The sequence below is a fragment of the Sphingobacteriales bacterium genome (assembly GCA_016700115.1).
GTDB lineage: Bacteria > Bacteroidota > Bacteroidia > Chitinophagales > UBA2359 > UBA2359.
In genome coordinates this window covers 1,247,158-1,265,604 of record CP064999.1, presented here as the reverse complement: position 1 = coordinate 1,265,604, position 18,447 = coordinate 1,247,158, and the positions used below count along the sequence as shown (strand labels likewise).

The 18,447-nt window shown below is 42.4% G+C and carries 13 protein-coding genes; 1 reads left to right on the top strand and 12 read right to left on the bottom strand.

The genetic code is table 11. The features are described 5' to 3' along the window. Window positions 1–106 precede the first annotated feature (106 nt). The 5 genes from IPM47_04345 to IPM47_04325 form a co-directional block, all read right to left on the bottom strand. Window positions 107–3,058: a T9SS type A sorting domain-containing protein gene (locus tag IPM47_04345; protein ID QQS30188.1), complete on the bottom strand. Its 2,952-nt coding sequence runs from the start codon at window positions 3,056–3,058 to the stop codon at window positions 107–109. A gap of 227 nt (window positions 3,059–3,285) precedes the next feature. Then, window positions 3,286–4,227, bottom strand: a complete 942-nt coding sequence (locus tag IPM47_04340; protein QQS30187.1) for a hypothetical protein — start codon at window positions 4,225–4,227, stop codon at window positions 3,286–3,288. Window positions 4,228–4,261: 34 nt separating this feature from the next. Beyond that, complete coding sequence (locus IPM47_04335) at window positions 4,262–5,371, bottom strand: tetratricopeptide repeat protein (protein QQS30186.1); 1,110 nt, start codon at window positions 5,369–5,371, stop codon at window positions 4,262–4,264. 59 nt (window positions 5,372–5,430) lie between these two features. Continuing rightward, window positions 5,431–5,727: a DUF721 domain-containing protein gene (locus IPM47_04330; protein QQS30185.1), complete on the bottom strand. Its 297-nt coding sequence runs from the start codon at window positions 5,725–5,727 to the stop codon at window positions 5,431–5,433. A 128-nt stretch (window positions 5,728–5,855) separates the two neighbouring features. Then, entirely contained in the window at window positions 5,856–6,980 is a 1,125-nt protein-coding gene (locus IPM47_04325; GenBank protein ID QQS30184.1) for a DNA replication/repair protein RecF, read from the bottom strand. A gap of 133 nt (window positions 6,981–7,113) precedes the next feature. On the opposite strand from IPM47_04325, the gene IPM47_04320 reads away from it, so the two are divergent. Further along, window positions 7,114–9,471: a TonB-dependent receptor gene (locus IPM47_04320; protein ID QQS30183.1), complete on the top strand. Its 2,358-nt coding sequence runs from the start codon at window positions 7,114–7,116 to the stop codon at window positions 9,469–9,471. A gap of 159 nt (window positions 9,472–9,630) precedes the next feature. Here the strand turns inward: IPM47_04320 and IPM47_04315 are convergent, their stop codons facing one another. The 7 genes from IPM47_04315 to IPM47_04285 all read right to left on the bottom strand — a co-directional run bounded on the left by IPM47_04315 (window position 9,631) and on the right by IPM47_04285 (window position 18,387). Continuing rightward, window positions 9,631–10,320 carry a TrkA family potassium uptake protein gene (locus IPM47_04315; GenBank protein QQS30182.1) on the bottom strand — a complete coding sequence of 230 codons (690 nt, stop codon included), beginning with the start codon at window positions 10,318–10,320 and terminating at the stop codon, window positions 9,631–9,633. 15 nt (window positions 10,321–10,335) lie between these two features. After that, complete coding sequence (locus IPM47_04310) at window positions 10,336–12,231, bottom strand: ATPase (GenBank protein QQS30181.1); 1,896 nt, start codon at window positions 12,229–12,231, stop codon at window positions 10,336–10,338. Between the two features lie 191 nt (window positions 12,232–12,422). Beyond that, a complete protein-coding gene (locus IPM47_04305; GenBank protein ID QQS30180.1) occupies window positions 12,423–12,899 on the bottom strand; it encodes a DUF5606 domain-containing protein in 477 nt (158 codons plus the stop codon). 624 nt (window positions 12,900–13,523) lie between these two features. Further along, window positions 13,524–15,095, bottom strand: coding sequence for a T9SS type A sorting domain-containing protein (locus tag IPM47_04300; GenBank protein ID QQS30179.1), 1,572 nt, complete (start codon window positions 15,093–15,095; stop codon window positions 13,524–13,526). Window positions 15,096–15,174: 79 nt separating this feature from the next. Next, the gene (locus IPM47_04295) at window positions 15,175–15,999 is read right to left on the bottom strand and encodes a T9SS type A sorting domain-containing protein (protein ID QQS30178.1); all 825 of its coding nucleotides are present in this window, start codon (window positions 15,997–15,999) and stop codon (window positions 15,175–15,177) included. 176 nt (window positions 16,000–16,175) lie between these two features. Continuing rightward, the gene (locus tag IPM47_04290; protein ID QQS30177.1) at window positions 16,176–17,723 is read right to left on the bottom strand and encodes a T9SS type A sorting domain-containing protein; all 1,548 of its coding nucleotides are present in this window, start codon (window positions 17,721–17,723) and stop codon (window positions 16,176–16,178) included. A 67-nt stretch (window positions 17,724–17,790) separates the two neighbouring features. Then, window positions 17,791–18,387, bottom strand: a complete 597-nt coding sequence (locus tag IPM47_04285; GenBank protein ID QQS30176.1) for a T9SS type A sorting domain-containing protein — start codon at window positions 18,385–18,387, stop codon at window positions 17,791–17,793. Window positions 18,388–18,447: the final 60 nt, after the last annotated feature.

Below are 18,447 nucleotides of genomic sequence, written 5' to 3'. Positions count from 1 at the left end.
CGAAGCAAAAAAAAAACAGGCAGTGCAATAGAAAACTGCCTTGCCTGTTTTATTAACTGCTATATGGGACAATCAGAGGATTTAGATTGCCTCCACTCAAATCTGGTTATTTGTTGCCAATCAGCACTTTTCTGACATGAGTGTCTTTTCCTTCGTTTACTTTAAGCAGATAAACTCCGTTTGACAAAGAAGAAGTGTTAATGCGCAAAGGTTGTCCGGAAAGGTCGGAATGGGTAAATACAACCTGCCCGATGGTGTTATAAAGTGTAACAATGGCTTTTTCTGAATTGGTGGTTGCAAGTTGAACCAATAAGAAGTCTTTTGCCGGATTGGGATAAACCAAGAGTGCAGATTCGTTTGCCGGATTAATTCCTACGGTCGCCTCATCTGCTTGTTCGTACAGAACAAGATCATCAATAGCGGCTTCAACCAGACTTCCTCCATCAGAAGGAGCTCCCGCAATTACATTGTCCGAAGCAATAAACCGAAGACGCACATCGGAACTAAGAGGCAGATAGTCCTGTACTCTGAGAGCCGCCAAACGCCAGCTATGGTCTGCAACATTGGTGTTTTCAACGGGAACCCAGGTTGATCCCCCGTTATTGGAAATATAGACTTCCCAGAAGTCATTGCCGGGATTAGCACCCTGGTCATTGGTGTACCAGCGATAATAGGAAAAAGCAGGATTGGTAAACTGCATGAGGTTATATGCTTTCGAGGTCAGGGTAGTGCGTCCATCATCTACATCGTTGTTACCAACTGAAGCAGTGGTGTTGGCATTGCCTGTAAAAGCACAATAGTTGTTATTATCAGGGGTGTTGTCGGTGTCGGTTTGTACCATGATGTCGTCATCAACAAAAGAAGCATTCGGCGAACCAATCGTCCATAATCCGGTACCTGCATCATCACCGGGAGCGTTTAAGGACCATTGTGCAGCAGTTCCGAACAGGTTATCTGCTTCTAATGTTTCGTACCCTACCAATAGTTGGAAAGGAAGGTTTGGATTGGAAGTGCGGTTTGCAAGGTATGGATTTGAAAACGGAACGCCGCCCACATTGTCGCTGAGTTCGAGGTAATAATCTACTACAGTTCCGGCAGTGAGAAAGGGAATAAACCCGGTATAATTATTACCACCGGACAACGCTACAGCATTTGTATAGGTATAGGGTTGTGTGCGATCGGTTCTGTACCAAAGTCCGACTTCCTCCACAAAGGGCAGGTAGTTAAAATCAATTGAAAGGGTAAAGTTAATTTGTGCCAGTTCGGTGGGTTCAATAAGCGGGTATTCTGTATGGTTCATTTCACCACTGATTTGTAGGAAGATGCCATGCAGGGCAAAATTGTCAATAATGGCAATGCTGTTTGGGGTTCCGTCTGCGATGTTTCCGTTGTCGTCATCAGCAATGAGGGCTTCAAACAAAATATCGCTGTACAGAGTGCCTTCTTGTCCGTCGGGACGCATGGGAACGCCGTCGTGCGAATTGATGAAGATGTTGAACATTTCCTGAACGCCGATTTGTACGCCCAAATCCCACCAAGCACCGGCAATAATTTCTCCATTGTCGTGAACCTGTCCGGTCAAATCCTGCGGATATACTTTGGGGTTGATGTCGTAGCGGCGGATGGATGAGTTGACATTGCCCATATTAAATCCTTTTGCCAAAATCGGGTATTCGGTATGCCCCAAACCCCAAACATCGGCATATCCTTCGCCCAATGAGCCGTTGTTAAAATCGCCCCCTTTAAAATCGTAGAAATAGTAGTTGATACCGTGACCGTATTCGTGAAAAATGATGTCGTTGAACAAAGCCGAAGCGTAACATCCACCTCCCTGGGCATAGAAATTGACAGACCCGTCGTAAAAGGCATTGCAGCTTCCATCTGTAATATCAACGCGGGTAACCATCGGGAAATCCATGATTGTCATGGCGGGTATCCACGATTTCATAAAATTGTGCTGCTGCGTGACATGATAGAAAGCAGAAAATTGTGTGATGGATGCCGCACCGGCCGGCACTGTAATTTCGGAAGATCCGGGCACAATGCTTACCGGGAAAGATGGAACGGTGTTGCCCGTTTCGCCGATATACACACGGCTGTATTGTCCTTCAAGATATGCGGTGGCATTAACGGTAACGGGAATACCGGGAGGAAAGGTATAATCCAAATTTCCATTCTCATCGGTATAAAAATTGGTTGCTCCGATTTGGATACGCATATTGGGAAAACTAACCGCCACGGGGTCGAAAGTCGGGTTATAGGTTGCTTCTCCGTTAACAGGAAACAGCGAAGCGGCTTCTTCAACATCTATACTGCATACGATGTTGCGGCGGTAGTAAATAGTACCGTCATTGGCATCGGTCCAAACCCGGAAAAACACAGGTTCACCGAGGTTGGTTTTGCCTTTAATGGTAAAGTCATACACTAATTTGTAGTCATAGCCTGACGGGGTTGGGATAGGCAATACTTTCAGTACCGGAGTTGTATGGTTGGTATATTGACCCGGAACATCGGCAACTGCCTGTTGCAGGGCTGTCTGAGGTGTAATGCTTGTTTGCAGAGAAAGGTTGATATTGTTGTAGAGGTCAGTAGTAAAAGCGACCACCTGATTTTGCTGATTAAACCGGACACTTAAACCATTACCCAAAACTTCAAGGCCTTGATAAAACTGGCTGAACAATACATACCTTAAATGATTTGAATGGTTGGTACGGATGTACTGCAAAGAGGAAGCAGGAAACTTAAATTCTTTCAGCGCAGTATTTACAAAATGAATGGCTAACTGCTCTTCGGTTCCCGAAATATTGAGCGATATGGGTGTTCCGGCAGCCCGAATAGGCAAACCATTTAAGGTGTTAAACTCGACATACCAATGACCAAACTGACGGTTAAATTTTTTCCAGATAGCCTGTTGTCGCAGGTCTTGTTGCTTTGAGGGTTCGTCAATTCTGATTTGGTGGTTGAAAACCGAAATATTGTATTTTTGGTCATTGTGTGCCTGAACGAGGGTTGAGGCGAAAAGGGAAATAATGACAAGTAGTAATGTTACTCGTTTCATTCGTACTTTTGATTTATGTGGAGAATGGGGAAAATGTTGTTTAGATTGGTTGTTAGCGAAAGGTGGTTAAGTTACACAAGGACGGTAGCGCTATAATTATTTGCTTAAGCATACGAAAGTACAACAAACTCAACAAATTGTTTTAAATAACTTTTAAAATGTTGAAAAAATGACAAGAATATGAGCGCCAATATAAAAGAATGGAGATAAGGTCAGAAAATTTGCGGTTAAAGGCTTTTCCTGAGCAATTGCTCGAGTTTTTCAGGGAGTTTCATGTATGATTTACCATCCTCTGTCTGATGCAACGGAAAAGCTTCAAAGCGGTCTTCAAAAAACCAGTAAAAATGGGTGTTGATGCTCCCTTCGTGTTCTGTATAATATTGAACAACCAAAGGCATTATGGCTTTAATGACATTAAAAATTCCGATATCGTTGACAGGGTGAGCCAACCCACACCCTTTGGTTGGAATGGCAATCAATGCTCCGAGGTTTCCGATGGTAAACGGAGCGTTCCTGTATAAATCTATCAAAAAAGGGGCAGCAAAATTTGGCTCTATAAACAAGTATAGTTGATTGTCATTTTCTTTATCGCTATGAATTATTTCTACTTGTTCTTTAGATATGTTGAACAGGGCGGTTGCAAACAGCTCTTCTTCGTTTGTATCCCATTCTTTGATGTCATCACGCATCAAAAACCGGAACTGGTCTTCAAAATCTAGGATGAGCAGGGTATAAGTTTCAGGAAAATCAACGCGGCAAACCAACTTTTCCCACAATTCGGGTTTCATAAAATGCCGGTCTTTAATCACCACCTTTAAGAATTGTGCCGCGTATTCAAAATCTTTAAACAAATAGTTGTAGGCCGGCTGATGATTTTGGCGTAATTTATCAAAGTGTTCAAAAATTGCACGTTCCCAAAGTTTCTTTTTTATTCTGACTATTTTTTTAATCAGGTTGTCCAACCCGAAATGGACGGCTTCGCCCTTGTCATTGCCGGTATTAGCTTTGATAACTCCGTCTTCAATGCTAAAAACGGATATGTTGTTTTGGTCAAAATAATTCAATGAGATTTTTATAAGCAGTGCAAAATCAGCCTTTGAAATAAGTTGATTAAACAGTTCGGGGCGTTCATAAAAACCCGATGTCCGGTCATTGGTAAAAGAGTCCATAAAAAGCCGTAAAAATCTATAAAATAAAATCGTATTACCGGCAAAACTCTTTGATATCGAAATAGGCTTGTTTTACATTCAATTGGTAGGCTTTGTCAAAGTCTGTACAACCCTTAAATGGTTGATTGAGGCTGATATAAGCCAATCCGCGATAGTAATATGCCATTCCGTCAGAGGGCTGCAACTCAATGACTGAAGAAAAATCACCGACAGCATCATCATATCTTTTGAGCAGACCTTTTGCGACCCCCCTTCCTTTAAGGGCTGAAAGAAACAGAGGGTTATGGTCTAAGACTAAGCTGTAATCTTCTATTGCCCCTTTATAGTCGCCGTTCAGGGTTTTGGCGGATGCGCGCCCTTGCAGTGCATACACATAATCGGGCTTATAGGTAATTGCCTTATTAAATGTTTCAACGGCATCGTCAAACTTACCCATTTTGATAAGCGTGCTGGCTTTGTTATAGTGTAATATCGGATCTTTATCATCTATTTTCAGCGCTTTGTTATAGTCACTGATTGCTTGCTTATATTTTTGAAGTTCGGCTAAACAATTCGCGCGCATTTGGAGCGCATCTTTGTTGTTGGGGTCTCGGGCTATACATTTATTGAGCAACTCTAAAGCATCTGCATAGTTGCTGTTGTTGATTTTAAGCACTGCCTGATTGTAGTAATACTTAACATCTTCTTTCGCCTTAAAACTCACCTCCGGCATTTTTTTGCGTTTGTCCTGCACAATGACAGTATCGGTCAAATTAACCTGATACAGCGTGCCTAAATCAAGGCTGATGACTTCTGAACTTTCATTCTTGTTTCCTTTTCTTCTTTTTTGAGACTTAGCGGCTGTATTTTTTTCATTGGCCTGTTCTTCTACCGGTGTGGGCTGCAGTACTTCATCATTAGATGCAGGAATATTGAAATCCAACTCAGGAGGACTGTCTGCGCCATACATTTCAAAGCCCCCCGGATTTTGTAAAATATCTTTGTCTTCGTTTGCTTTTTTCTTTTTGCGTTGCTTTTTCTCCTTAACCGGTTCAGGCAACAAAGTTGTATCAGTATTCCAATAATAGTCCTGTGCTAAAACCGGAGTATATAAGCCCCAAGTACTTAAAAACAAAAGGATAAGTAAGCTATAAATTCTGTTCATATCTGGTGCAGATTTTTTAGGGTATTTAATGTGATAACAGGAAAATATGTTGAACCGGATCAGGTAAATACGATTTCTTTTAAAAAAGGTTCTCCCAATCTTGTGTTGATTCGTTCTATAATAATCTCGCGTCTGAAAAACAACTCCTGCTTAAGTGGAGCTGAACTAATTTTCAAGTATAAAACCCCTTTTTTTGCTACCAATTTATCCGTATGTTTTGCAATGGTTTTTCCCATCATTTCTTCCCAAAGGGTTTTAATCCGCGCTTCGTTCAATCCGGTGTTGAGCTTATAAACCGTAAAAAAGTCTTTCAAGATCTCTTTCAGTGTTTGTTCGTTTGGTTTTCGGGGTCTCATTGTTCCGGTTTTTGGGATTTATTCGATTTGGGTTTGCAAATCAGAAATATTATTTAATGTTAAACACCTTTAACGGGAAACGTGCTTTTAGGTTGGTAAATTGTCGGTAACAGCCGGTATTTCCTGCGCTAAGGTTTACTTGCTGTCGCTTCAATATTTCCATTGTTGATTTTAAAAACAAGATAGGGTACTGCAAATTTATCAAAAATAGCCTGCATCCGGTGCTCAATTGTATCTGAAATAAAAACTTGCCCAAAATCTTCGCCCGAAACGATACTGACCAACTGTGCAGTTCGTTGTTCGTCCAATTTGTCAAAGACATCATCAAGCAACAAAATCGGGGTTTTACCGGTGGTTTTCGTCAAGAGTTTAAAAATCGCCAGTTTTAACGCTATCAGGAAGGATTTTTGTTGTCCTTGTGAGCCGTATTTTTTTATAGGGTAGCCCTTATTGATGGTAAATTCAAGGTCATCGCGGTGAACACCTTCAGTTGTTCGCTGTAATTGCCTGTCGGCAGTTAAATTTTGTTGAAGCAGGTCTGCAAAATCTTTTCCATCTAAAGGTGAGAGATAATCGCAGGCAACAGTTTCGTTTCCGGAGCTCAGGTTTTGGTAAAACTGTTGGATAACCGGCGATAATTGCTGCGTAATTTCTTTCCGTTTTTGATAAATAAAGTTTGCAGGAGGTGTTAATTGTTCGTTATAGGTTTCGAGCAGTTGTTTGTTGAAATAATGGCGCTCGGCAAAAGATTTGAGCAGGGTGTTCCGTTGCTGCAACACGCGGTTATAGACAATCAATGCTTCCAAGTAGGTCTTATCAAACTGAGAAATACTGGTATCGAGCAATTTGCGGCGCTCTTCGCTTCCGCCTTTTACCAATTCAATATCGTCCGGTGCAATCATCACCAAGGGCAGCAGACCGATATGCTCTGACAGGCGTTCATAAACCGTTCCGTTGCGGTTAAACTCCTTTTTTCGGTTAACTCCAAACTTTACCGCTATGCTTTCCGGTTGATTCGCCAGGTCAAAGCACCCTTCTACCCTAAAAAAATCCTGACCATGGCAGATGTTTTGCGCATCCGTAGTGCTGAAATAACTTTTGCAGAAACACAAATAATAGACCGCATCGAGCAAATTGGTTTTCCCTGCACCATTTTTCCCAACCAGAAAATTGAGCCGGGGCGAAAACTGTGCGCGGCTGCCGTTTCCGTTGTAGTTTTTATAATTGGAGATATTTATTTGCTGTAAATACACTGTGTAAGATTAACTTTGAGCCGTAGGGGTTTTGCGTTTTTTTACTTGTCTGATGCAATAAATTGAAATTGGTTTGACGCTAATAATACAAGGAACTGCAAATTTACAAATCAAATTACTAAAATCGGCATAAATGCACGTATCTATGCGGGTTAATCTGAAATTTCTGTTTGATAATGAGGGTATTCTAAAGCTGTTTTTCATATTTTGGGCAGTATGGGTTGTCCATTTGGTCGCCTTACCTCAAAAGGCTCAGGGACAAACGGTAGAAGGCAGCGTTCGGCACGCACAAACATTTGAACCTTTGACCGGAGCCAATGTGGTTTCTATCCCTTCAGGCACCGGAACTGTTACAGATTCGGAAGGCAGATTTTCAGTTGCCTCCTTACCCGGCGATGTTTCATTACGCATTTCTTTTACGGGATTTGTTGCACAGGAAGTTCTCCTGCCGGCAAAAGGGGAAAACATCAGCGTTCGGATATTATTGTTACCCAACACCGAACAGCTTGGGGAGGTTACCGTTACCGCTTTTCAACCCGGGCAAAAACTGATTGAAACGCCTGCTGCCGTAGCGAGGATATCTGCAAAAAGCCTGCAACAAGGGGATGGGGTTTCTTTTGTTCAGGCGTTTAACAATGTGCCGGGGGTAAAAATGGAGCAACGCTCGATGGGCAGTTACCGTATTTCGATGCGGGGCAGCTTATTGCGTTCACCATTCGGAATGCGCAATATTAAAATGTACCTCAATGGTATTCCCATCACCGATGCTGTTGGTGAAAACCCCATCAACAATATTGACCTCGCCCTTTTGGAAGGGGTTGAAGTGATAAAAGGCCCGGCAAGCAGTCTTTATGGTGCAGGGACAGGGGGGGTGTTGTTGTTTAATAGTGCGAATGTTGTGCCCTTCCAAACTCAGGCTCAAACTAATATCCTGCTTGGCAATTGTAAACTGCGGCAATATTCGGCAATTGTAAAAACTGCCGGAGAAAACGCAGAGTTAGTGGCCGGATATACCCATCGCAGTTGGGATGGATACAGAGAACACGAAAATCACCTGTTTAATGGCATCAACCTGATCGCACGGTGGTATCCCGACGAAAAAAGAAGTCTTACCCTGATGGCGCTCTATGCCGATGTAAACTTTCAGATTTCTGGAAATATTGACAGTACTTCCCTGTCAGACAACCCGCGTCAATATGGAGGAATGTCTAAAGACCTCGATGCAAAAGTTGATAAGCAAAGGTTGATTGCCGGAGTTTCGCAACAATACCGTTTTAACAACCGATGGAATAACCTCAGCTCAGCATCGGTTTATTACGAAGTAAAAGACAATCCATACGGAACAAACGCCTTCAACAGCGGCATTAAGCGCGAAGGAGGAAGTGGCTTTAACCTTCGAACGGAAACCCATTATCAATCCCCTGATAAAGGGCAGGTGAATGTGAAACTGACCGCAGGTGCCGAATGGCTGCATAGTTTTCTGGCATCAAAAGACTATGTGAATCTACAGGGAATACCCGGGATGATGCGCGAAGACAACGAATTGTTTTTATCGCAAATTTCTATGTTTGCTCAGGCTTATCTCCAACTTCCGGCAAAATTTTATGCGACACTTGGTGGCAGTTACAATCTAAACTTCTATCGTATTGACCAACTGCTGCCCACCCGTCCGGATTCGCTTAATTTTTCGATTCAAAACAACCTTACCCCTGTGTTTTCGCCACGGGTAGGGTTGGTAAAAAAAATAGGTCGCCACCTTTCGGCACATAGCAGCATCAGTTGGGGGTTTGCCCCACCCGCCGCCGAAGAAACCCTTTTGCCCAACGGCGACTTTAACCGCGACCTGAAAGCCGAAAGCGGGTTGAATTACGAAGTTGGCCTTCGTGTTTCTGTTTTTAAAAACCGGTTGTCTGCCGATATTTCTGCCTATCACCTACAACTCAGCAACGAAATTCTGGGACAAGGGCAGCCCGCCATTTATTACAATGCCGGTAAAACGCTGCACCGTGGTATCGAAGCCACCCTTCAGGCCATGATTATCAATCATCCCGACCGGAAATTTAATTTACTGCAATTTGGTGCAAGCGCAGCGCTTCAGAATTTTTATTTTAAACGATACACCAATGAATTGCCCGAGTCCTTTAATGGCAATGATATTCCGGGCGTTGTTCCACAAACGGTTACCCTGAACGGAAATGCCGCCTTTCGAATGGGGTTGTATCTAAACACTACGTACAACTTTTTTGCAAAAATGCCGCTCAACAATGCCAATACGGACTTTGCTTCTGCATACCACCTGCTCAATGCACAAATAGGTTATCAACACAAATTATTTAAACATTGGTGGATAGACCTTTATATCGGGGTGAACAACGCCCTCCATCAACAATACAGCGCATTCCACAACCTGAATGCCCCCGGCAGACGCTACTACAACCCTTCGCCTGAACGAAATTTCTATACCGGTTTAAAAATCAGGTTTGTGAGTTAAAAGTGAAAAACCCTTATACTTCGATTATAAAAAGTTGTAGGTAAAACCTGTCTTCACGCGAAGAATAACCGGGCAATGAGGAGTTTGCCGGTTATCGTTTACAGTTAGGGTAGTGAGTTGACAGATACTTACACGGGTTGCCCAATTTTGGGGGTAAGGTCAGTTATCTTCTGCAAGAATTCGCTGAATATCTTTGATATTGCCGAACAAGACCAGCACGTCGTCCTGTTCAAACCGCATATCAGGGGCAGCAACTCCTATGACCTCACTGACCTGATGCACCACTCCGAGCAGGTTTTTCTGTTCTGTTTTTCGGATGATGGTCAAAATTACCACGTTGTATTTATTTCTGAAATTGACCTCGCCAATGGTTTGCCCGACATAACGGTTAGGCACGGTAGCTTCGATGATATTATAGCGGTCGGTCAGGTTGAAGGAGTCAATGATGCCTTTGATGTCTAATTTTTTGGCCAACCGCTCTGCTGTTTCGGCTTCCGGGTGAACTACATCAGTAATGCCCATTGCACCCAATACCGTTTCATGCAGGGGGGATATTGCCCTTCCGATGACCCGTTTTACTTTTAGTTGTTTTAAGACGGCTGTAGCCATTATGGAAGCGCCGACATCTTCGCCAATAGCTACAATAGCCACATCGGTTTCCCGCAAGGGAAGGGTGCCAACAGCCTGAGCATCAGTTGAATCCAGGCAAACGGTATGGGTAATGGAATCTCTAAGCAGGGATACTTTTTCCATGGAATTATCCACTCCTATGACTTCGTGTCCCATTTCGGTCAGTTTGAGTGCCAGCGATGCGCCAAAGTTTCCTAATCCAACTATGATGAATTTCATGATCGTCTTTGTTTTCTAAGATATAAAAATTTCCTCTTTGGGATATTGATACAAATTGCTTTTAGATGGGGTTGTTATTAAGAGATTTACCAGCCCGATGAGTAAAGTCAATGTTCCTACCCTGCCAACAAACATAGTGATAATCAGCACAATTTTGCTTGCTGCGGTCAGTTTAGCGGTAATGCCCAAGCTCAACCCTACGGTACTAAAGGCAGAGAAACATTCGAAAGCAATATTCACCAAGGTTTCGTTGTTGTTTACAGTCAAAATGTTTTGGTTATGTTCTTCAAAATAAGTAACGAAAAAAACTGAAAATCCGATGGCAATCAGGGACAGGGCGATGATGGCAAATGAGCGCCGGACGGCTTCGCCCGGAACTTCCTTCCAGCCAATTTCAATTTGTTTTTTACCTCTTGCCACACTGATAAAATTCAGGGTTCCTATGGCTAAAGTCGTTGTTTTGATTCCTCCTCCTGTTGAACCGGGGGAAGCACCAATCCACATCAACAACAGGTATATCATGATAGTTGGGGCTGCAAGTAAGGACATATTCACTGAATTAAATCCGGCAGTCCGGGGAGTTACCGACCCGAAAAAAGAAGTAACCAACTTGCCCCACCAACCCGGATGTTCGGAGAGAGTGTGGTTGTATTCGAAAAAAGCATACAGCAATGTTCCCACTACGAGCAGTATCAATGTAGTATAAACGACAATTTTGGTATTGAGCGAAACCACAGGGCGGTTGTAATAATATCGCTCAGATTTGACTAAGCGGTAAAACTTATCTTTAAGGATGTTTTTGAGATAGGTGTAATAGTCAAACAGTATGACAAAACCAATTCCACCTAAAATGATGAGCATGGCGACTATCAAATGGATATTGTAATTGTAACGGATAGGCTCCTCATATAGTCCGGATGAAAAAGTCGAAAAACCTGCATTGCAAAAGGCGGAAACTGCGTGAAATACAGAAAAAAACAAACGCTCATTCAGAGAAGGCATGACATTGGCATCCAAACTGAAAAAAATAAGAGCAGCGCCAAGCAACTCGATGCTGAAAGTAACGACAATGATTTTTATCAGGGTTTTAAATACCTGTCCAATCTGTTCTGCGTTGATCAGGTCTTTGACTAAAAGCTGGTTTTGAAATGAGGAGGCTCCTTTGAAAAAATAGGCGAAGAAATTGGTAAAAGTCATAATCCCTAACCCGCCAATTTGAATCAAAAACATGATAATTACCTGTCCTAATTGGGTAAAATCTTTGGAGGTATCAACCACCACCAACCCGGTTACGCAAACAGCGCTTGTTGCGGTAAAAAAAGCATCTACAAAGGTGAGGCGGTTTCCGGTGGTACTCATAATACCGGTAGAAGCATTGGGAAGCATGAGCAACAAAGCGCCGATAAATATGATCAGCGCAAAACTGATAGAGAAGATAACGGCCGGATTGCCGGCCAAAATTTGAATATTTGCACTGCGGTTTGACACTTCTTCGATAAATACCAGCATAATGATGATATAGATCAAAGCATTGGTCAGCATGGCATCTACATCTTTGTGGTAGGATTTAAATAAGTCGGGCCAAAACAGAACTCCCATCAGAAACAGAAAACTGAGCAACAACAGACCCAACTGCCCCCAGTTGTCTTTAAAAACAAAGGATTTTCCGACAAAAGCCACCAAATTCCGAAACAGGAAAGCAACGAAAAAGATAGCAATAAAAACGATATAAGCAGTAAAAATCTGTGCTTTGGTTTCAGGAAGTTTGGTAAACCCGATGTCGTAAATTGTCAGCAACAAAGCCGTCAGGCTAATCCAAAACAAGGTGGCATCTACCAGAAGAGTAATGAGCTTTCTGAATTGAGCGATAAGTTTTTTGGCTTTTTCGGGAAAAGCAGACCACTCCGGCATGGAACAGGGAGATTGGTGAAGTTGAAAGCAAAATAAGATTGCAAAGGTATATAGACCTAATTGAAATTTGTTTTTTTTAGAACAAATAAATAGCAAAACCGCTACTTGGGTGATGCGAAGAACGGCAGTTGTTTATTTGTAAAATCTAAAAACGGGTAAGTATGGAAACACTTTTTTGGAGTTCCTGAAATTTATTCTTCAGCAACTTCTTCCCGATTGGTTGTTTCAGGGTTGGTTTCGGAATTTTCAGGAATGGCAGAGTTAGACTCTTCTTCAAAGGTCAGTTCAATCGTTTTTAACAATTCGTACCATCGGATTAGTTTTTGGATATCGCTGACATAAATCCTGGAATGGTCGGCATTGGGCAAAACGGTGGTTAAGAAATTTCGAATTACATCGGGGTTGTCTTTGTGAGAGGGCAAAACAGCACCGGCATTTGCAGCTTCGTATTCTTGTATCTTTTTAATGACCACTTCCAGCAATTCGCTGTCGGTGTCGGTGGTATAAACAGATATTTTATCCAGCGGTGAAAAATTGTGCATCCGGCTTGAAACAAACTGGGTTTTACCATCCTGAAGCGAGCGCACAATTGCCCCATTGGTTTTGGCAGTAATCATTTCATACAACCCGGGCAATTTGCTGATGGCTATGATGTCTTTAAATTTCATAATTTCAACTTGAAGTTTTTAGGTAATAATAGTACCGGCAATACTCTTAAATATACCGCAAAGCTACAAATTTTTTGTTCAATTTTCTGGGGCACTGTGTTGATATGTTTCTGAACAAAGTGAGGTTGGGAATTTAACCCATATTTTGCAAGGCTTAAGTGATGTTTCGCAATAAATTGGATGGTATTAGATTAATTATGTTCAATGGGGATAAAATCAGATGGTAATTATATAAGAATTTACATTAAGTTTATATAAACCGGAAAACTTACCGTTGTTTGTTTACTCAAAATCAACACCTACTACAATCCCGAAAAAGAATTCCAACTTCTCGTTACAAACGGATTTTAATCAACGACTTGCGGACACTTAACTGACCTGAGTGGCAATGTTTTTTTACCGCAAAGGGCACAAAGTAAGCCGCAGAGTTTCAGTGAGTTTTTAACACGAACAATTGGTGTAATATGGTAGCAGTTATACTTCTTTTGCTCCTACTGTTTCTTTTTCCGATACAAGTATCAGAACTTCCTGATAGGAAACCCTGTTGACGTTTGCAACACCAACAGGTTTGAAAACAAGGCAGTTTCTATCGGTTAAAGCCAGCCACTTTTCACTTTTAGTTTTTCACTTTTCACTTACCAAAATCTTCCCTGTACTCTCATACCGTTCATACCCGCCCGGCAACGACAGCCGCCACACGTACATGCCCGGAGGCAGCCCCGATAAATCGAGGGTCTGCGTAAAAGTCCCCTTCAGGGGATTTAGGGGTGATTGGGTTTGGGGAGAAGGGGTTAGGGACGAGCCGCCGGCCGGCAACACCTGATACCACACCTTTTGCCCTTGTAAATTATACAGCTCCACCACGCCAAAGGGCAACTGCGGGGGGAGGGAATAGGTGATTGTTGTACTGCCTTTGACGGGGTTGGGATACACCTGCGCCTGAACAACCGGCTTGCTGCCCTGCCCTCCTGCCACAGGAGGTAATACACTGTTTACAAACAAGCTATCTAAACAAGGGGCAACCCCGCAGTACTCGCCATTGGGTCCTAATTTTACTACCCAACTGCTTTGCGGCACGGTATAATTAAACCCTGCTAATATAAACCCGCCATCGGGAGCAAGTTCGAGGTCGCGGATGTAATCCTCGCCGGGTAAGCCGCTGCTGATGGGGGTTTCTTGAACTATGTATCCCGAATTGTCGAAAATGGTAAAAGCGACTTCCCATGTAGGCGGAGGACCGTAACTTAACGTCACCAACGCCAATCTGTCGTCAGAAAGCAGTAAGGGTGAACTGCCGGGACTGTACTTGTCGTACTTTTGGTGTGTTATGCTGTACAGTACATCGCCGTTTGCGGGATTTAAAATCGCATAATACAATTTACTAGTGGTAACCTCACCCCGTATAACCCCGGTTAAAATAATTAATCCGTCAGAACGTTGAACAGCCCTGCTGCCTCCGTCATTTTGAGGAGTGCCGTAGGTTTTTTCCCATTCTACCTCACCGTTGGCGTTGGTTTTAACCACATACATATCGTAGCCGGTAGCGGCATTGTACTGATAGCCCGATATGATGAACCCGCCGTCAAGGGTTTGCTCGGAGTATAAAGGGGTAGCATTAGGGCTTATGTGCTGATGCCATATAGGTTCTCCGATAGAATCAGTTTTTAATAGGTTTATATAGGTTGGGTCTTGGCTTCCAAACTCGGTTTCAGATATATACACAAGCAAATATTCATTATTCAACAGAGGCATTACTTGCAAGTATGAGTTCCAACCAGTATCTTCATAAGTTCTAGTCCAGACAGGAAAGCCATTATTGGAAAATTTAATCAATATTATTTGTGTTTCATAAGAATTGATTCCTTTTTCTCCAACAACTATTAATTGGTTATCTGTTGTTTTACTCATTGAATTTCCCAAGTGAATAGCTCTGTGAAAGGTTCCTTCTTCTAATATGTGTGTCCATAATACCTGCCCCGTTTCATTAATACTCCTAACAAAAAAGGCAGAATATTGATTAACACTATTTAATACTCCAACTGATATATATATGCTTTCTACACACTTAATATTTGTTGAAACCTGATTACAAGTATCTTCTTGCTCAATTATATTAAATATAAATGAAGATGTTTGGGCTTTAACTGCTAAAAAGCAAAAATGTAGCACAAGATATGCTGCGTGTAGTATTCTCATTTTTGTAGTTGTTTTTAATAACCCAAGACAAGGATACGGCAGCGCATCCTTGTCTTGGGTTGGTTTGTGAGAAAATGATTTACGGCAATATCACCAATTTTTGGCTGCCTATGTATTGGCTGCCTATATGCAACACACAAATATAGATACCTGTTGGCAGGTCGGCTACCGAAATGGTTTCGTTGTTTTTTAAGCCCTTAACTTGCCGCAACAAGGCACCATTAAAATTGTATATGCTAACATCTGCTCTGTGCTGCCCTGCCAAAAGACCCTGTTTAATGCTAAGTGTTACCTGTTGGTGTTTGGTAGGATTTGGCAGTAAACTCCATAAGACGGCAGGCTGCTGTGCCGGAGTGCCTTTTAGCAAAACACCGTCCGCGTTTTTATTAAAAAGGCTGTTGTAGTAAGCGTTCATCACCACTTCTGCCATTGCTGCCACAGTTTTGTTGGCTTTGTTGGCGGTAGTACGTATCATTTGCTCTTGTTCACTCATGGTTTTACCACTGCCGGCAGGGGGCTGTATGCCTTCCAGAATCTCTAAATATAGGTTGAAAAAAGCAATGTTGTCGTCGCTATCCAAAGGTAGTTCGTACAGCTTAATCCATGCACTGTCGGCATTGCCTTCTTTGGTATAGGTGGCAATAAGGGCTTTTAGTGCTGCCTCGCGCTGTTCGGCATCTAAATCTTGTTTGGCGGCTTCAAACTGTTCTAACTCGATGCGTTTTTGCAATAATCCGGTATAGGCTTCTATCAATTCCCTTTCATTATTTGCTCCCTGTATCATTCCGGCAAAACAGTTGGGGTCGCAGCCTTCGGGGTACATGCGGCGGTCTATATAGGTGCCTACCAATAATTTATATGCCCAGTCTTCGGCTATGCTCTGGAGAAATAACGTCCGAAACATGATTTACGGGATTTTGAAGATGAACTCGGTTTATCTGTTTTTCCAACCGAAAGATAGGTAATGTTTTTCAATTAAATATCTTCCTTGCAAACCCTGTTGACGTTTGCAACACCAACAGGGTTGAAAACAAGGCAGTTTCTATCGGTTAAAGCCAGCCACTTTTCACTTTTAGTTTTTCACTTTTCACTTACCAAAATCTTCCCGCTCGCCACCGCCTGACCCGATGTTGGAAGCACAACCCGATAATAGTAGATACCCACCGGCAGATGTGCTACCGAAACTTCTGCTACCCCTTCGTTGCCCTGCAATGTTTCCTCTACAACCTGCCTGCCGAGAGAATCGTACAAACGCCACATTGAGCCACCGGAGGGTAAAATACCGGCAGGTATTTGGTAGCGGATAAAGAGATGGGTTGATGCCGGAACGGGATAGACCAATGCCTCTACTGCCAAGGTTGAATTGGAAGGGATGCCGGGCAGCACTTCCACCACTACTGTGCTGTCGCATCCTATATAGCTGCATGTGTTGCCCAGGCTGTCTATTTTTAATACCCATGCAGTTTGTGGGCTGCTGTACTGATAGCCTGCCAGAACATAGCCGCCATTAGTAGTGGGTTGGAGGTCTTTTAGGTAGCAGGATTTGTCGGGATTGAGAGTATAGTTTTTTTGCCAAGCTATGGTACCATTCGAGTCGAATTTTAAAACTTTAGTGCTTGGAGTGTAGCCATTTGTTAAATAAAATCCCGTGCCGATGAAACTTTTATCAGGTGCAATAATAGGAGGTGTTTGCAACAACAGCCATTTTGCAAGAGATGTATAGTTGTGCTCCCAAATAATATCACCCATTTCATTGATTTTGGCTATATATAGATAATCCACATGTCCAAACAAGGGGTCCGGCTCGGTGCTTTCCCAACAGCCAGTAAGTAAATACTCTATTGGAACACCATTTAAGTATTCCTGATAAGTGGTTAAGGGCACAACGTAACCGGCGCAATCATTTTTACTGCTACCATACCTTTTCGTCCAAAGAGTATCACCATTAGCAGTGGTTTTAACCACAAACATATCGTAGCCTGTGGTAGCGGAGTAGCCCATGCCGCCAAAGATGAAACCGCCATCCCAAGGGGTGTGTTGAACGGTGAAAAAACGGGCATCGTTGCCCATCAGGTAGCGTTTGTCCCATTCAAAGTTGCCCTCGCTGTCTATTTTGAGGGCGTAGGCTTTTACGGTGTCGACGGTTGAGTTTTGCTCCATTCCTGCAATTATAAAACCATTGTCGGGTGTAGAAATTATTTGTTTTCCCAGTTGCCAACCCGATTGAATATATTTTTTATGCAAAATAGTATCACCATCTAAGTTAAATTTTGTGAAGCAGATATTTTTGGCTCGCTCATAGACTGCTATTAATGAGTTATTTACGATTCGCACTTGTCCTCCCCATTCAATAATTCCTAAATCAGCCAAGTTTTCTATGATTTCGAAGGGTTTTATCCAATCCGTCTCACCCGTCAAATTTAGCTTTCGTATGTATAAGACATAGTTTTCGGAAGTAGCATAGCCACCCAAAGTCAAATATCCGTCTTCTATTGGTTGTATCGCCTGTGCCAATATATTCATGGTGTCACTGGATAACACCTTGTTAAAATAAATAAACTGGGCAACTTGAGCTTTTGCATGAAAGACACATAGAATCAATATGATGAAAAAGAACTGTTTTTTCATAATGAGGGGTTTAAAAAAAACTAAAGGCGCAGATGAAAACATCCATCTGCGCCTTTAAGAAAAAATGCTACCGGACAATGACTAATTTTACAACGTCTGCTTCCTCAGACAAACGACAGAAATATATACCGGTTTGCAACTTGGCAACATTTACAAGGGTGTTTTGTGCAATATCTTTTTGTATCAGAACCAATCTACCTTGCAAATCAAATATTTTCATTGTTTGGTTGGGTTTGACATATCTGGTAAACATAACAGTAACTTGGTCTTGCGCCGGATTGGGGAGCAGATTAAATGCTGATACCTGTAAACGACCACTGTTTGGAAGGTTTATAGGTGCGCCATGCCTTATATAATCAGCACCATTATATATTGCCAAAACGCTTTGGGCTAATGTTTTGTGTGTTGAAACAGCATTATCTGCTATTGTATTTACCGTAACAATAGCTGCCGATGATTTACCGCTACCTTCCAAACCTCCCTCAATAATGGCTTGATACAGGGCTATGAACTCAGCATTTTCTGGCGTGTTCGGCAAGTTTTGAAGTTCCTCCAAGGCTTGTTCATAAAGGTGTTCATCTACATAAGTGCCTACTAAGAGGCGAATTGCCCATTCGGTATCTATACAGTGCAATAGGGCGAGCAGGCAAAATATCTGAACCATGATTTTAAAGGAGGAACTTGATTAATACACTTTCCCAGCCACAAGATACTTAATATCTGA

Excerpts from the sequence above, each read along its gene's own strand:
- IPM47_04345 (QQS30188.1), bottom strand. The coding sequence starts at position 3,058 with ATGAAACGAGTAACATTACTACTTGTCATTATTTCCCTTTTCGCCTCA.
- IPM47_04340 (QQS30187.1), bottom strand. The coding sequence starts at position 4,227 with ATGGACTCTTTTACCAATGACCGGACATCGGGTTTTTATGAACGCCCC.
- IPM47_04335 (QQS30186.1), bottom strand. The coding sequence starts at position 5,371 with ATGAACAGAATTTATAGCTTACTTATCCTTTTGTTTTTAAGTACTTGG.
- IPM47_04330 (QQS30185.1), bottom strand. The coding sequence starts at position 5,727 with ATGAGACCCCGAAAACCAAACGAACAAACACTGAAAGAGATCTTGAAA.
- IPM47_04320 (QQS30183.1), top strand. The coding sequence starts at position 7,114 with ATGCACGTATCTATGCGGGTTAATCTGAAATTTCTGTTTGATAATGAG.
- IPM47_04315 (QQS30182.1), bottom strand. The coding sequence starts at position 10,320 with ATGAAATTCATCATAGTTGGATTAGGAAACTTTGGCGCATCGCTGGCA.
- IPM47_04310 (QQS30181.1), bottom strand. The coding sequence starts at position 12,231 with ATGCCGGAGTGGTCTGCTTTTCCCGAAAAAGCCAAAAAACTTATCGCT.
- IPM47_04305 (QQS30180.1), bottom strand. The coding sequence starts at position 12,899 with ATGAAATTTAAAGACATCATAGCCATCAGCAAATTGCCCGGGTTGTAT.
- IPM47_04300 (QQS30179.1), bottom strand. The coding sequence starts at position 15,095 with ATGAGAATACTACACGCAGCATATCTTGTGCTACATTTTTGCTTTTTA.
- IPM47_04295 (QQS30178.1), bottom strand. The coding sequence starts at position 15,999 with ATGTTTCGGACGTTATTTCTCCAGAGCATAGCCGAAGACTGGGCATAT.
- IPM47_04290 (QQS30177.1), bottom strand. The coding sequence starts at position 17,723 with ATGAAAAAACAGTTCTTTTTCATCATATTGATTCTATGTGTCTTTCAT.
- IPM47_04285 (QQS30176.1), bottom strand. The coding sequence starts at position 18,387 with ATGGTTCAGATATTTTGCCTGCTCGCCCTATTGCACTGTATAGATACC.